This window comes from Acinetobacter sp. WU_MDCI_Abxb74, assembly GCF_025513915.1.
In the GTDB taxonomy this organism is placed as follows: Bacteria; Pseudomonadota; Gammaproteobacteria; order Pseudomonadales; family Moraxellaceae; genus Acinetobacter; species Acinetobacter calcoaceticus_C.
Genome location: NZ_JAHPRP010000009.1, coordinates 18,027 through 32,246 on the forward strand (window position 1 = coordinate 18,027; position 14,220 = coordinate 32,246).

Annotated in this window: 12 protein-coding genes and 1 tRNA gene; 9 read left to right on the forward strand and 4 right to left on the reverse strand. The window is 39.8% G+C overall.

Going from position 1 to position 14,220, the window contains the following annotated elements; all coding sequences use genetic code 11:
• Positions 1-40: 40 nt before the first annotated feature.
• From yajC to queA, 3 genes are all read right to left on the reverse strand, one after another.
• Positions 41-370, reverse strand: coding sequence for a preprotein translocase subunit YajC (gene yajC, locus KTH84_RS14430; protein WP_003655131.1), 330 nt, complete (start codon positions 368-370; stop codon positions 41-43).
• Between the two features lie 97 nt (positions 371-467).
• Complete coding sequence (gene tgt, locus KTH84_RS14435; protein WP_262473772.1) at positions 468-1,601, reverse strand: tRNA guanosine(34) transglycosylase Tgt; 1,134 nt, start codon at positions 1,599-1,601, stop codon at positions 468-470.
• A gap of 289 nt (positions 1,602-1,890) precedes the next feature.
• Positions 1,891-2,928 carry a tRNA preQ1(34) S-adenosylmethionine ribosyltransferase-isomerase QueA gene (queA, locus tag KTH84_RS14440; protein WP_262473773.1) on the reverse strand — a complete coding sequence of 346 codons (1,038 nt, stop codon included), beginning with the start codon at positions 2,926-2,928 and terminating at the stop codon, positions 1,891-1,893.
• A 182-nt stretch (positions 2,929-3,110) separates the two neighbouring features.
• Between queA and KTH84_RS14445 the strand changes: the two genes are divergently transcribed.
• The 9 genes from KTH84_RS14445 (at position 3,111) to KTH84_RS14485 (ending at position 13,332) form a co-directional block, all read left to right on the forward strand.
• A tRNA-Leu gene (locus tag KTH84_RS14445) sits at positions 3,111-3,197 on the forward strand.
• A gap of 528 nt (positions 3,198-3,725) precedes the next feature.
• Positions 3,726-4,997: a sensor histidine kinase gene (locus KTH84_RS14450; protein WP_262473775.1), complete on the forward strand. Its 1,272-nt coding sequence runs from the start codon at positions 3,726-3,728 to the stop codon at positions 4,995-4,997.
• 67 nt (positions 4,998-5,064) lie between these two features.
• Positions 5,065-7,815 carry a bifunctional [glutamate--ammonia ligase]-adenylyl-L-tyrosine phosphorylase/[glutamate--ammonia-ligase] adenylyltransferase gene (gene glnE / locus KTH84_RS14455; protein ID WP_262473777.1) on the forward strand — a complete coding sequence of 917 codons (2,751 nt, stop codon included), beginning with the start codon at positions 5,065-5,067 and terminating at the stop codon, positions 7,813-7,815.
• A 24-nt stretch (positions 7,816-7,839) separates the two neighbouring features.
• Positions 7,840-8,766, forward strand: coding sequence for a branched-chain amino acid transaminase (locus KTH84_RS14460; protein WP_042897555.1), 927 nt, complete (start codon positions 7,840-7,842; stop codon positions 8,764-8,766).
• Positions 8,767-8,832: 66 nt separating this feature from the next.
• Positions 8,833-9,723 (forward strand): mitochondrial fission ELM1 family protein, encoded by an 891-nt coding sequence (locus tag KTH84_RS14465; RefSeq protein WP_262473778.1) that lies wholly within the window; start codon positions 8,833-8,835, stop codon positions 9,721-9,723.
• A 22-nt stretch (positions 9,724-9,745) separates the two neighbouring features.
• Positions 9,746-10,774, forward strand: a complete 1,029-nt coding sequence (locus KTH84_RS14470; protein ID WP_202743511.1) for a glycosyltransferase — start codon at positions 9,746-9,748, stop codon at positions 10,772-10,774.
• Entirely contained in the window at positions 10,771-11,526 is a 756-nt protein-coding gene (locus KTH84_RS14475; protein WP_262473793.1) for a polysaccharide deacetylase family protein, read from the forward strand. Before KTH84_RS14470 ends, KTH84_RS14475 begins: the two co-directional genes overlap by 4 nt.
• The gene (locus tag KTH84_RS14480; RefSeq protein WP_262473795.1) at positions 11,523-12,290 is read left to right on the forward strand and encodes a glycosyltransferase family 2 protein; all 768 of its coding nucleotides are present in this window, start codon (positions 11,523-11,525) and stop codon (positions 12,288-12,290) included. The genes KTH84_RS14475 and KTH84_RS14480 overlap by 4 nt, the downstream gene beginning before the upstream one ends.
• A gap of 7 nt (positions 12,291-12,297) precedes the next feature.
• Positions 12,298-13,332, forward strand: coding sequence for a glycosyltransferase (locus KTH84_RS14485; RefSeq protein WP_262473797.1), 1,035 nt, complete (start codon positions 12,298-12,300; stop codon positions 13,330-13,332).
• Here the strand turns inward: KTH84_RS14485 and KTH84_RS14490 are convergent.
• On the reverse strand, positions 13,329-14,216 hold the full coding sequence (locus KTH84_RS14490) for a hypothetical protein (RefSeq protein WP_262473799.1): 888 nt from the start codon (positions 14,214-14,216) through the stop codon (positions 13,329-13,331). The genes KTH84_RS14485 and KTH84_RS14490 overlap by 4 nt on opposite strands.
• Positions 14,217-14,220: the final 4 nt, after the last annotated feature.

Consider the following 14,220-nt stretch of genomic DNA (forward strand, 5'->3'; position numbering starts at 1 on the left):
TTAAATGAAAAAGCCGTGCTAAAGCACGACTGTTTTAGGATTAAAGGTTATTTAGAGTGCCTTCAGGTAATACTGAAATTACGCTGGCACGCTGAATTTTTACTTCTACACCACGGCTAAGTTCAACAACTGCATAGTCACCTTCAATTTTGGTCACTTTACCCATTAAACCACCAGCGAACACAACTTCGCTACCTACACCTAAGCTCTCGATTAAAGAACGATGCTCTTTAGCACGTTTTGCTTGAGGGCGCCAAATTAAGAAATAAAAGATTGCAACGAATACGACAATCATCAAGATGTTTGGCAAAATACCTGTAGTTGGGCCAGCTGCCGGTGCTGCATGTGCAGCAGAAATTAAAAAGCTCATTTTGATTTCCTAAAGTTAAAAATATGAGTCAGATACCTGACATAATCCTGATTCGTTTTGCAATTTACCTTGTCTTGAGGTTGAGCGCAAATCGGGCTTATTCATCAACCGGACATGGTGGAACTTCTAAACCACGGCGGGCATAAAAGTCCTGAACAAATTCATCAAATGTGCCATTCTCTAATGCATCACGCATACCTTCAGTTAAACGTTGGTAATAACGTAAGTTATGAATGGTACCGAGCATAGACGCTAACATCTCTCCACATTTTTCAAGATGGAATAGATAAGCACGGGTAAAGTTCTTACAAGTGTAGCAATCGCAATGTGGATCGAGCGGGCTCTGGTCATGGCGATATTTACTATTACGAATACGTACCAGACCATCAGTGACAAAATAATGACCGTTTCGCGCATTACGAGTTGGCATTACACAGTCGAACATATCGACACCGCGGCGCACCGCTTCTACGATATCTTCCGGTTTACCAACGCCCATTAAGTAACGCGGTTTGTCCTGTGGCATTTTGCTTGGTAGATAATCTAAAACTTTGATCATCTCATCTTTAGGTTCGCCTACAGATAAACCGCCAATCGCATAACCATCAAATTCGATTTCAAGAAGGCCATTTAAAGACTCATCACGTAAGTCTTCATACATGCCGCCCTGAATAATGCCAAATAACGCATTTTTATTTTTGAGCTCATCATGATGATGGGTTTTACAACGTTTTGCCCAGCGCAAAGAAAGCTGCAATGATTTTTGTGCTTCCTCATGAGTTGCAGGGTAAGGCGTACATTCATCAAAAATCATGACGATGTCAGAGTTCAAAACCTGCTGAATTTCCATAGAAATTTCAGGTGATAAAAATACTTTTGAACCATCAATCGGTGAGCGGAAAGTAACACCTTCCTCTTTGATTTTGCGCATTGCGCCAAGACTAAAAACCTGGAAACCGCCAGAGTCAGTCAAAATTGGCTTATCCCATTTAATAAAGTTATGTAGACCGCCGTGTTCTTTAATAACTTCAAGACCTGGGCGCAAATATAAATGGAATGTATTTCCTAAAATAATTTGTGCCTGAATGTCTTCGATATCACGCGGTAACATACCTTTAACTGTGCCGTAAGTCCCCACTGGCATAAAAACAGGTGTTTCAACAACACCATGCTCTAAAGTTAAACGACCACGACGGGCGCGCCCCGACTGACCTAATTTTTCAAACTTCATCTAAAAATCCTGAACACGAGCAGAGGCGAAGAAACAGTTCGCTGCTAAAAAGAGAGCTATTTTCCTTGATTCTGCGATGTAGTTCTACTACTAAATGTAGCGGTTATATAAAAAGATGGGAGAAACTAAGAATAGCTTTTATCGCATCGATATTTTAATGAAGGAAATATCTAAAATTTAAACTTATAAAAATTCTAATTCACTGGGTAAAGCTGAACGATATTGCTAAACATATACCCCCTTCTATAGGGGAGATAGGTGTTTAAGAATATCGCTCAGTATTTTAATTTTAACCTTCTAATTTATCAATCAGCATTGCATCGCCATAACTAAAGAAACGATAGCGGCTTTTAACTGCATGCTCATATGCAGCCAAAATGTTGTCGCGATTTGAAAGAGCTGACACCAACATGAGCAGGGTAGATTCTGGTAAATGGAAGTTGGTAATTAAACGGTCTACGATGCAGAACTGGTAGCCCGGATAGATAAAGATTTGCGTGTCGCCAGTCCAAGCCACAATTTTACCGCTATGGGCTTGAGCTGCGCTTTCTAAAGCACGTGTTGCAGTTGTACCTATGGCAATCACTTTATTTCCGCGTGCTTTAGTCGCCAAAATCAAATCTATTGTTTCTTGAGGAACATCACACCATTCACTGTGCATGATATGGTTAGTAATGTCATCAGTACGAACGGGCATAAATGTGCCTGCCCCTACGTGTAAAGTCACAAAAGTTTTTTGAACATTTTTTTGTTCTAACTTTGCTAATAATTCTTCGTCAAAGTGCAAGCTTGCAGTAGGAGCCGCAACACTGGCAATTTTTTCAGGATTATGGAAAACCGTTTGATAGCGTTCGGTGTCTATTTCTTCTGCTTCACGGTTAAAGTAAGGCGGAATAGGTAACTGGCCATATTGCTCAAGCACAGGCAAGATTGGCTGTGAAAACTCAACCACAAATAAGTTTTCGTGACGACCACGTACAATCACAGGAATGTTATTGGCACCAACAAAAAGCTCAGCGCCGGCTTTAGGTGAGTTGCTCGATTTAATATGACAATACGCTGTGGTATGGTTCAGCATGCGCTCAACCAAAATCTCAATAGCACCGCCTGTAGAACGTTTTCCTTTAAGACGAGCTTTCATGACTTTGGTGTCATTGAGCACTAATAGATCACCTTCTTCGAACAGGTCGATAATGTCTGTGAACATGTGATCGTGATATTGACCCTTTGAGTCTAAGTGCAACAACCGCGAAGCACTGCGTGATTCGAGAGGGTAACGGGCAATAAGTTCATCAGGTAATTCAAAGGAAAAGTCAGACAGTTGCATATTTAGAAAAAAACACCGCAAAAATTGCGCCTAGTATAAACTTTTTCGCTTTTTTATGACTGTGCTTCTGGCTTAAATCATGAAAAATGTTTAAATGGTCTAAAAGTGAACGATAATATTCACTTAGGGTTTGACAAGTTTTACAAACGCGCTAATATACGCAACACAAACATACTTCCTCTCCCGAGGTGGTGAAATTGGTAGACGCGGCGGACTCAAAATCCGCTGTCAGAGATGACGTGTCGGTTCGAGTCCGACCCTCGGGACCATATTCAGAATCGTAAGATTCTACGAAAACCCCTAAGTTAACGGCTTAGGGGTTTTTTGTTGGACTAGAACAATATCGATAGAATTTAAGAAATTAATAATAGTTAATAATTTAGTTCCAAGGGAAGGACTCGAATCGTTGTCTATAAACTTAGGCTTCTAATAACCTTTCAATTTCAGGCTCAATGAAGTCCTTAACCAAATTCAACAAGAACTTCATTTATTAAAGTCGAATCAAGACGGATTCTAAGCTCTTTTCAAAGAATATTTTTTAACCACCTTTCTTCTATTTAGAACTCGCATTTGTAATATCTTACAATTCTCTCCCTTAAAAAATTTGTTGTATTTTTCTAAAAAATATTCACTTTATGTATCTAAAAACCTTTAATTGAAACTTCACATTTCTATTTTGAAAAGAAAGTTGCTCTTTTAATGTACTGTGTTAAAGTTTGTAGTAGATCATAATGATTATAAGTAAATTTCTTTGAGAGCGGTTCCGACCCAAAACGACAAAATCTGTGAGGCGGGCAATGACATTCCAACGTTTAGAACTAAACCAAGTTGAGCAGTTAAGTGCTTGCAGAATATCTTTGTTGCTTGGATTAAATGCCGAGCAGAACTATATCGAGCAATTTTTCCGGTTTAGTCTTCGTCTTTTGAAGTGTAAAAAAGCCTTATTAACTTTTAATCAAGAACCTTACTTTTGGCATCGTTGCCCAGATGGTATGTCCGCCATTTCGTTTAAACCTTCAAAACATTTAAAACAGTGCTTTGCTAAACAGCAGGTGATTAATCACTTACATCCTTCCTATCAAAATTTAACCAACTATTTAAAAGAATTAAATATTGAATGTAGTCGGGCGTTAGCAGTACATCTTTTACACCCTGATAAAACCTCTATGGGCTTCGCTGTTTTCTTTGATGACGATGCAGCTACATTTGAAGATGATGATATCCAGTTGTTGCTTGATTACTGTTCTACTTTTATGCAGCAGGTTGAGTTGAAATTTAACTATGAAGAGTTAAACGAACTTTATGAACAACAAGTTGCGATTAACTCAAGTAAAACTAAATTTTTCTCGATTATTTCGCATGACTTACGTGCACCTTTTCATGGACTGCTCGGTTTTTCAGAAGTACTCGCCAAAGAGCGTGAAACTTTAGATGAATCAAGCATTCAAAATATTGCAGACTATTTATACGACACTTCGCAATCGACCTATAACTTGCTCGAAAGTTTACTGACATGGGCGATGGCTGAGGGTGGGCGTTTTGTGTATCACCCGATTAATTTTAACCTTAGACAAGTCAGTAATATCGTTTTTGATGTTTTATATACCTTAGCTTTAAAGAAAAATATTGAATTGGTGAATGCTGTACCAGAAGATTTAAAAATCTATGCCGATATCAATATGATGACCTCAGTGATTCAGAACTTGGTGTCAAATGCGCTGAAATTTACGGATGTTGATGGTTCGGGCAAAGTCTTTATTGAAGCCAAACAAACTGGTGAAAATATTGAAATAACAGTTCGAGACACCGGTCTAGGTATGACCAAGCAACAAATGGCGAATTTGTTCCATCCACGTATTACAGCCAGCTTTAAAGGAACCGCAGGTGAAAAAGGTGCAGGCTTAGGTTTAAGCCTTTGTAAGCGTTTTGTCGAGATTAACCAAGGGCAAATTGATGTCAGCTCTAAAGAGGGTGTAGGAACAACATTTAAGGTTTTATTACCTTCAGCTCAAGAAAGTCATGAGACTCATGTCGAGCATTACTCTTCAGCGGAAGCAAAATTAGTCTAATCCCTTTTCCTACCACTACTCGAACTGCTATAACTAAAAAGAGAGTACGAGGAAAAGAGCTTTTTATATGAATGCGGAGCAGTTACAAAAAACATTGCGTGCTAGTCAGTATGCAGAACAAGTTTTAGGCCTGCATCAGGCTGTTTTAGAGCAAGATTACCAAATAGATCAATTTACTGCACCGCTCTCAACTGAACAGATTTATCAATTTGTACAAACCACATTAGATGGAATGGGCGACGAAACATCTTGGATGCGCGCACTTCGTATTTTGCGTGGCCGTTTAATGTTCCGCTGGATCTGGCAGGATGCCAATCAACTGACCGATGTTGTCACACTCACTCGCGAACTTTCTGATTTTGCCGATGCCAGTATTTGTGCGGCAAAGGCTTTTGCACGTGTGGCACTTGCGGCTAAACATGGTGAGCCTTTCAGTTATTCAGGCAAAGTTCAAGATTTGATAGTGGTTGCCATGGGGAAGCTTGGTGCACAAGAACTTAATCTATCGAGTGATATTGATCTGATTTTTGCTTTTGATGAACAAGGCGAAACCAATGGTCGTAAATGCATTGATGTACAGCAATTCTGTATTTTATGGGGACAAAAATTAATTTATTTGCTTGAACACATTACCGCAGATGGTTTTGTATTCCGAGTAGACATGCGCCTGCGTCCTTGGGGGGATGGCTCGGCATTAGCAATTAGCCATGCAGCTTTGGAAAAATATTTAAGCCAGCATGGTCGTGAATGGGAACGCTATGCATGGATTAAAGCGCGTGTCATAACTGGAGATAAAGAAGGGCAAGAATTGTTAGAAATGACACGTCCCTTTGTTTTCCGTCGTTATGTGGATTACACCGCTTTTGCTGCTATGCGTGATATGAAAGCGATGATTGAACGTGAAGTTCTGCGCCGTCATATTGAGGATGATATTAAACTCGGGGCGGGTGGTATTCGCGAAATTGAGTTTATTGTGCAGGTGTTCCAGCTTATTTATGGCGGCTCTAAACGTGAGTTACAAGATCGTCAATGTTTAGTCAGCCTTGAGCACATCGGCGAAGCAGGCTTGTTAGAAAAACAAGCTGTTTTAGAATTAGAAGATGCTTATCTATTTTTACGCCGTGTTGAACATGCCATTCAAGCCCTCAACGATCAGCAAACTCAGCTATTGCCCGAAGAAGTGGATCTAAGACAACGTATTATAGATACATTAGGTTTTGGTAGTTGGACTGAGTTTATTGAGGTTCTGGATGAGAAACGTCAAAAAGTAAAAGTTCAATTTAAGCAATTGATTGAAGATACCAGCTCTAATGCAGCGACTGAAAATTTTGGGCAGTTAGAGCAGCAATTAGATGAAGTGTTGGATGACAATGCGAAAAATCTGATTCATGAGTTCTGGCACGGGCATGCCCTCAAAAAATTACCTTCAAATGCTGTTCAGCGTTTAAAAACATTCTGGCCGCATTTAATTGAAGTGATCCTACAGTCTGAACAACCTCAAACCGCACTTTTGCGCTTAATGCCGCTGATTGAATCGGTCATGCGCCGGACAGTGTATTTGGTGATGCTGATTGAAAGTAAAGGGGCATTACAGCGTTTAGTGAAAATGGCGACCGTAAGTCCATGGATTTGTGAAGAGCTAACACAATATCCAGTACTGCTTGATGAGTTTTTATCGATGGACTTTGAGTTGCCAAAACGCAAGGACTTAGAAGATTCATTGCGTCAGCAGTTGCTTCGCATTGAGATTGATCAAGTTGAAGACCAAATGCGGGCACTTCGCCTGTTTAAAAAGAGTAATGTGTTAACCGTCGCGGCAAGCGATGTGTTAGCTGAAAGCCCGCTAATGAAAGTATCCGATGCGTTAACCGATATTGCTGAAGTGAGTGTAAATGCAACCCTCCATTTAGCTTATCAGACTGTAGCAAAGCGTCATGGTTATCCATGTGATGTCGATGGTAAACGTTGCTCACTCGACTACAAGGCCTTTGCTGTCATTGGTTACGGCAAGGTAGGTGGAATTGAGCTGGGCTATGGTTCCGATTTAGATCTTGTCTTTATTCATTATCTAGATGAACAAACTGATACGGATGGAACGAAGTCTATTACTGGCTTTGAGTTTGCTATGCGTGTCGCTCAAAAGTTTATGTCTCTGATGACGACTCAGACACTTGATGGCCGTGTCTATGAAATTGATACACGCTTAAGACCCTCCGGTGAGGCTGGTTTATTGGTTACAAGTCTTAAGGCCTATGAGCACTATCAGTTGAAAAGTGCATGGCTTTGGGAACATCAGGCATTAGTTCGAGCACGTTCTATTGCTGGCGATGAGGTACTTTGCCAGAAATTCGAAATATTTCGCCGTGAGATCTTGACTCAATCTAGAGATGAGGCTTATGTTCGTGAAGAAGTATTGAAAATGCGTCAGAAAATGAAAGACCACCTAGGTTCATCTTCTGAACAAAAAAAACATGGTATTTTTCATTTAAAACAGGATGCAGGTGGTATCGTCGATATCGAATTTATGGCACAGTATGCTGTACTTGCGTGGAGCGGGACGAACCCCGATCTCGCCCATTATTCTGATAATGTAAGAATTTTAGAAGATGCTGCTAAAGCAGACTGCTTATCCAGTGAAGATGCCACAGCATTAATTCGAGCCTATCTTAGTGAACGTGCCGAAAGCCACCGCTTAGCCCTTGCGAATCAATCCATGCAAGTAAGCGCAGCGGACTGGCGTAGTACCCGTGCGGTCGTTTGCAATTTATGGCAAAGATTAATAGACCCAACCGCCTCGGTTGAGTTGGATAGTGAATGATTTTATAACAATTTGGAGTGTTCCATGAATTTGGCTGATCGTGATGGTTTTATTTGGCAAGATGGGCAATTAGTTGATTGGCGTGATGCAAAGATTCACGTCTTAACACATACTTTGCACTACAGTATGGGTGTATTTGAGGGTGTCCGTGCTTATGAAACCCCTAAAGGTACTGCCATTTTCCGTCTGCAAGACCACACAAAACGTTTGTTAAATTCAGCTAAAATTTATCAAATGAAAGTACCGTATGACCAAGCAGCGCTTGAGCAAGCACAAATTGATGTCGTACGTGAAAATAAATTAGCTTCTTGCTACTTACGTCCGCTTATTTGGATTGGTTCAGAAAAACTTGGTATTGCAGCTACAAATAACACCATTCATGCCGCAGTTGCAGCATGGGCATGGGGTGCCTACCTAGGTGATGAAGCAATGGCGAAAGGTATTCGCGTTAAAACTTCTTCATTTACTCACCATCATCCAAACGTGACGATGTGTAAAGCAAAAGCGTCTGGTAACTACACATTATCGATTCTTGCTCACCAAGAAGTTGCCCATTGTGGTTACGATGAAGCAATGTTAATGGACCCACAAGGTTATGTATGCCAAGGTTCAGGTGAAAACGTATTCTTGATTAAAGATGGCGTTTTACATACTCCAGATATTGCTGGTGGTGCGCTTGATGGTATTACACGTCAAACTATTATGACGATTGCTAGAGATCTTGGTTATCAAGTTGTTGAGCGTCGTATTACTCGTGATGAATTCTATATTGCTGATGAAGCATTCTTCACAGGTACTGCCGCAGAAGTAACGCCAATTCGTGAATATGATGATCGTCAAATTGGCGAAGGTTGCCGTGGCCCGATTACCACTGAAATTCAAAAGACTTTCTTTGATGCGGTTCAAGGTAAAAACCCGAAATATGAACACTGGTTAACTTACGTAAAATAAGTTAATCCGTTAACATAAAAAGGCGAACTTTGGTTTCGCCTTTTTATTTTTGGATAGGGAGCTTTTATGCATATTGTCTATGTCTCTGATGGTAAGGCAGGGCATCGTTCACAAGCATTAGGCTTGTTTCAGGCGATGCAAAGACAACAGACAGATACAACTTTTGAAGAGATCCTCATTACTGATTTACCTATTATTTCTCTAATTCAGGCACTTTTCTCTTCAAAAAACTCCTTATTTAAACAAGCCCCCGATTTTATATTTGGAGTGGGAAGTCACACTCATTTTCGTGTCTGGTTACTCGGTAAGATTTTTAGAAAAGCTAAAACTATTATTTTGATGAAGCCTAACTTACCAGTGGTTTGCTTTGATTATACTGTTATTCCAGAGCATGACGGCATTCATGCCGATAGCCATGTGATTGTCACGCGCGGCGCATTAAATCCAATTCGTAATGAAAATCGCCATCAGGCAGCCAGAATTTTAATCGCATTAGGCGGTTCATCAAAACGACATCAATGGAACCAAGACAAAGTATTAAGCAGTGTTCAAAAAATTGTTGAGCATAATCCAGACGCTGAAATTATTCTGACGACTTCACGCCGAACGCCAACAGAATTTATCGATATTTTAAGGCAGCAAAGCTTTGCCGGGCATTTAAAAATATTTCCAGTTGAGCAAACACCTCAAGGCTGGATTTTTGAAGAAATGCAAAAAGCAGAAGCTGTTTGGGTGACAGAAGACAGCGTATCTATGATTTTTGAGGCGCTGACAGCAGGTTGTCGGGTAGGGGTAATGGCAATGGACCGTTTGAAAGACGATCGCATTACCCACTCAGTTGATCAAATGTTAGAATCAAAGTTAATTTCACAGCAGACTTGTGTTGTACAGTTACCACAACCTTATGCTTTTAAAGAAGCAGACCGTGTGGCAACATATCTTTTAGCGAAAAATTAAATTTTTTATTTTGAGTAAATAAATGAAAATATTGCATATTGCGAATTTTGGCTTTAATAAACAAGGCGCCCATTTTTACTGCACAGACCGTAAAATTTCTGCCGGATTAATTGAAAATGGCCATTTCGTTTATGACTTTAGTTTTCGTGACATGGCTCGTATGGGAACCATTTTTAAAACAAAAAAACTGGGTGCCAGTTGGGCCAATAAAGAAGTACTAAAGGTTGTTAATAATATTGAACCTGATCTGGTACTCATCGGACATAGTGACTTAATGAGTCCAGATGTTCTAAAACAGATTAAAGAATCTTATCCAAATACTAAAATTGCATTTTGGTATGTTGACCCGCTTTATCTCGAAAGCAAACTCGATTTCGTAAAAGCATTTTCACCTTATCTGGACGCTATTTTCTGCACAACAGGTGGAGAATATCTACAAAAATTAAAGCAGCCTCATTTAAGCGTAGCCTATTTACCTAATGTGGGCCACCGTAATGTAGAAACGCTACAACAATTTTCAAACACTAACACAGACAAGACTTTTATTTTCTGTGGCGTGGTTTATAAAGAACCTGAGCGTGAGAAGTTCTTAAAAGATTTGGCAGATGCATTGAAACAAGGCCATGTGAACTATCAATATTATGGCTGTTTTGAGCAACTGGGTGTTTACGGTAAAGGTTATTATAAGGTTCTGTCTGAAACAAAAATGGGACTCAATTACTCACGCCGTAATGATGTAACCTTGTATAGTTCTGATCGTATTGTACAGCTCACTGGTAATGGTTTACTCACCTTTAGCCCAAGAATTCCTGGCTTTGAAAAACTCTACACTGAGCAGGAAGTGGTTTACTTTGATGATCAGTTCGACTTGGCCAAAAAGATACAATTCTTTGATCAGAATCCAGAGCAAGCTGAAAAAATAGCGAAAGAGGGATGGGAGAAAACACGCAAATCTTTCAATGCTAAGCGCATCACCCAATTTATGGTTGAAGTGACATTTAAGCAGCCCCTTTCAGAAAATTATGAATGGTCACATGAGGTTTATGCATGATGTGGTTTTTGTACGTTGCGGTAGGCCTACTAGCACTTGCTGCACTGTTATATGTGCTGGGTAATTATACATTTTGGCTTCCGTTTCGTTCGAGCAAACTACCACGTATTGTCATGTTGCATCAGGTGACACCTAAAGATGCGGCCTCTGGCATGAATATGCCTCCTGAAAAGTTTGAACAACTCTTACAGTTATTGACGCGTAAAAGAGCTACTTTTTGCTTTGTCTCTGAGCTTGAACAATATCGTGGTCAAAAGAACGTTGTTGCTTTAAGTTTCGATGATGGATTTATGGATAATTATCTATATGCCTATCCATTACTTAAAAAATATAATGCAAAGGCTACCATTTATTTGGCGACGCAAATTGAAGGAATCGAAAAGCTAACTCATGAGCAAATCCATGAAATGGCAAGTTCTGGCTTCATAGAGTTTGGTGCGCATACACAACATCATGTGAATTTACTTAAGCTTGATGATCAAACCGCTTATGATGAAATGCTTCAATCTAAAAAAGATGTCGAAGCACTAGTTGGAAAATGCTCTAGCTTTGCTTATCCGTTTGGTCGATTTAACGAAAAGCACCAGAAAATGGCGCAAGAGATTGGCTTTAAAAACGCAGTATCGACTCGTAAAAAAATCGAAGCGTACGAAGCACTTAATCAATTTAATATTCCACGTGTCAGCACGCATGGTGCCATGAATGCTCTACAGATGCGTATCGCCCTTGCTAAAGGACGTTATAAGTTATGAATAAAATTCCATGTAGTGTCTATATTGTCACTTTAAATTGTGGCCCTTGGTTAGAGCGGACTTTACAAAGTGTCAGTGATTTTGATGAAGTCATTATATTAGACTCGGGCAGTACTGATAATACTTATGACATTGCACAGCACTTTGAAAATACGCAAATTTCTCATCAAGACTGGCAAGGTTATGCTGGGCAAAAAAGTTTGGCTTTAGCAAAATGCCGAAATGATTGGGTACTCAATTTAGATGGTGATGAAGTCTTATCTAACGAGTTAAAACAAGAAATTGTTGAAACGATTCAACAGAATAAGCTTGATGCATTAATCACACCCATTAATGATGTTTTCTTAGGGGTTCCCAACAGCAAGCATACTAAAAAACATGCGAAAGTACGTTTTTTCCGCAAGTCTAAAGGGCATTATGACCTTGCCAATAAAGTCCATGAAAATGTGATTGTGGAAGGTGAGTCACAGCGTGCGCAACATGATATTTATCATTATGGCGAGTCGAGTATTTTCGTTAAAGTCGAAAAAAATAACCAATATTCCAATTTAAAAGCATTAGAGAAATTCCAAAAAGGAAAGTCTCCAAGCGTTGCAAAATTGGTTTTGGTGATGCCAGTGACTTTTATGAAGTCTTATTTTATTCGCCGTAGTTTCTTAAATGGTTGGCGTGGTTTCGTAAATAGTATGATTAACGCGTTTTATGCATTTCTAAAAGAAGCTAAGCTATTTGAACAGACCATGAATAAAGATAAAAATAAGTAGGCAAGCTATGAAAATTGTTCAGGTATTGGCAACGAGCGGTGGGATTGGTGGTTTAGAGCAGCACACTTTTAATTTGGTTAATGAGCTTGCTTTGAACCATGAAGTGCACGTGATTGCACATCCTTGCTATGTAGACAAGTTTAGCCAACAAGTACATTTTCATGCCGTCGATTTTGCACGTAGCCGCTGGAATATTTTTTTACTTTGGCAACTTAAAAATCTGATCCAACAAATTCATCCCGCTATTGTTCATGCACAAGCGGGAAAGGCGGCTGAGTTGATTGCCCGTATTAAGCCATTTTTATCTGGCCCTAAATTTGTAACGACGGTACACGGTACTAAAAATAATAAATCTGCCTATTTAGCTGGCGATGCGGTTATTGCTGTGAGCCAAGCACTCACACAAGGGATTCCCGAGTCGAAAGCACACGTGGTTTACAATGGGGTTTATCCTCAACCTGCTCTTACAGCTGAAAATAAAGAAAAATTACTTCAATCGATTCAAAAAGATTTTGCTGAACTAGACCCTAGTAAAAAAGTGGTTATGTGTATTGGACGTCTAGAGCCAGTAAAAAATATCAATTTACTGATTGAGTCGATGCAACAGATTGATGCCAATTTATGGATTATTGGTGATGGTTCACTTCGAGCAAGTTTAGAGAAACAAGTCAGTGAACTAAATATTCAAAACCGAGTCGCTTTTCTCGGTTTTAGAACTGATGCACGTGATTTGGTTCAGTTGGCGGATATCGTGGTTTTATCTTCTGACCGTGAAGGTTTTCCATTGGTGATGGTCGAGGCTTTACAGGCCGATAAAGCAATGGCTTCAACCAAAGTCAACGGTGTGATCGAATGGTTGCCAGAACAATATCTGGCAGAAATTGGAGATGCAGAGGGCCTAGCAAGCGCAATTCAAGCTGCACTTAAACCAGCTGCACAAGATGACTTTAGCCCTCTATATGAAAAAGCCAAGGCTGAGCTCACTGTGCCAGCCATGGCTGAGCAGACGCTTAATATTTATAAGCAGCTGTTAAAAACTTAATTATTTTTTGGTGTAAGACGGATGGCGTCAAGTACCACAAAGTTATCTTCGACATTAATAGTATGGCAACCGTCATCTGCGTGATTCCAGTCAGGCAAAACCACTTCTAGCAATTTTTCTTCATAAGTTGTTGGGCTGAGCTGAGTAATCGCTTTTAATTCGATATTCCCACCATAACGTTTTAAAGAATCTTGACTTGGTCGAACCAGTTGCCCTTTATAAATAAAAGGCTTGCCCGCCATACGAAACTGCTGACTGCCTCTGCACACTGGATTCATTGGGTGCTCTTGCCATTCAGGATTCAAAATATCTTCGGTAAAGAATAGATCTAAACGGTCACCAAACTTCTTACAATCACGACGTGTTGAAGTAAAAAGATACCATAAGCCTTCATGATAAAAAGGTGTACTGTCGACTGCTTCGATATTTTCGATTAGATTAGAATGCTTTTCCCATTTCAGTGGAAACTCAGTACATGTCCAAAGCTCAATGGTTTTATTAGCCGAAGTCTCTGGAATCATGTACCAAGTGTCTTTTACTTTGAATATACAAGGATAAGAGAGGTGATAGTCGAGTTTTAAGATTGTCTCAGGTGATGTGTAGGTTCCGTCTTTAAAAACTTCCAAGACCGAAAGAAAGCCCACAGGATGTTCGTCATCAACTTCTTCAAAAAAAATGAAATGACGGCCTTTCTCATAAGCATAAAAGCTATCTGCAAAGGTAAACTTTCTCGGGGAGTGGATCTCAAAGAGTGAATGTAATTGCTCAAGTGTTGTAAAGGGTTGTTCTAGCCAGCCGAAACGCATATACCAATGAGAGTCAAAAGATTTTGCTTTTTTTGCTTGTTGGTATTTGTACCATTTTTTTTGAATTGAACGAATCATGACA

Excerpts from the sequence above, each read along its gene's own strand:
- yajC (WP_003655131.1), bottom strand. The coding sequence starts at position 370 with ATGAGCTTTTTAATTTCTGCTGCACATGCAGCACCGGCAGCTGGCCCA.
- tgt (WP_262473772.1), bottom strand. The coding sequence starts at position 1,601 with ATGAAGTTTGAAAAATTAGGTCAGTCGGGGCGCGCCCGTCGTGGTCGT.
- KTH84_RS14470 (WP_202743511.1), top strand. The coding sequence starts at position 9,746 with ATGAAAATATTGCATATTGCGAATTTTGGCTTTAATAAACAAGGCGCC.
- KTH84_RS14460 (WP_042897555.1), top strand. The coding sequence starts at position 7,840 with ATGAATTTGGCTGATCGTGATGGTTTTATTTGGCAAGATGGGCAATTA.
- KTH84_RS14480 (WP_262473795.1), top strand. The coding sequence starts at position 11,523 with ATGAATAAAATTCCATGTAGTGTCTATATTGTCACTTTAAATTGTGGC.
- glnE (WP_262473777.1), top strand. The coding sequence starts at position 5,065 with ATGAATGCGGAGCAGTTACAAAAAACATTGCGTGCTAGTCAGTATGCA.
- queA (WP_262473773.1), bottom strand. The coding sequence starts at position 2,928 with ATGCAACTGTCTGACTTTTCCTTTGAATTACCTGATGAACTTATTGCC.
- KTH84_RS14485 (WP_262473797.1), top strand. The coding sequence starts at position 12,298 with ATGAAAATTGTTCAGGTATTGGCAACGAGCGGTGGGATTGGTGGTTTA.
- KTH84_RS14490 (WP_262473799.1), bottom strand. The coding sequence starts at position 14,216 with ATGATTCGTTCAATTCAAAAAAAATGGTACAAATACCAACAAGCAAAA.
- KTH84_RS14475 (WP_262473793.1), top strand. The coding sequence starts at position 10,771 with ATGATGTGGTTTTTGTACGTTGCGGTAGGCCTACTAGCACTTGCTGCA.
- KTH84_RS14465 (WP_262473778.1), top strand. The coding sequence starts at position 8,833 with ATGCATATTGTCTATGTCTCTGATGGTAAGGCAGGGCATCGTTCACAA.
- KTH84_RS14450 (WP_262473775.1), top strand. The coding sequence starts at position 3,726 with ATGACATTCCAACGTTTAGAACTAAACCAAGTTGAGCAGTTAAGTGCT.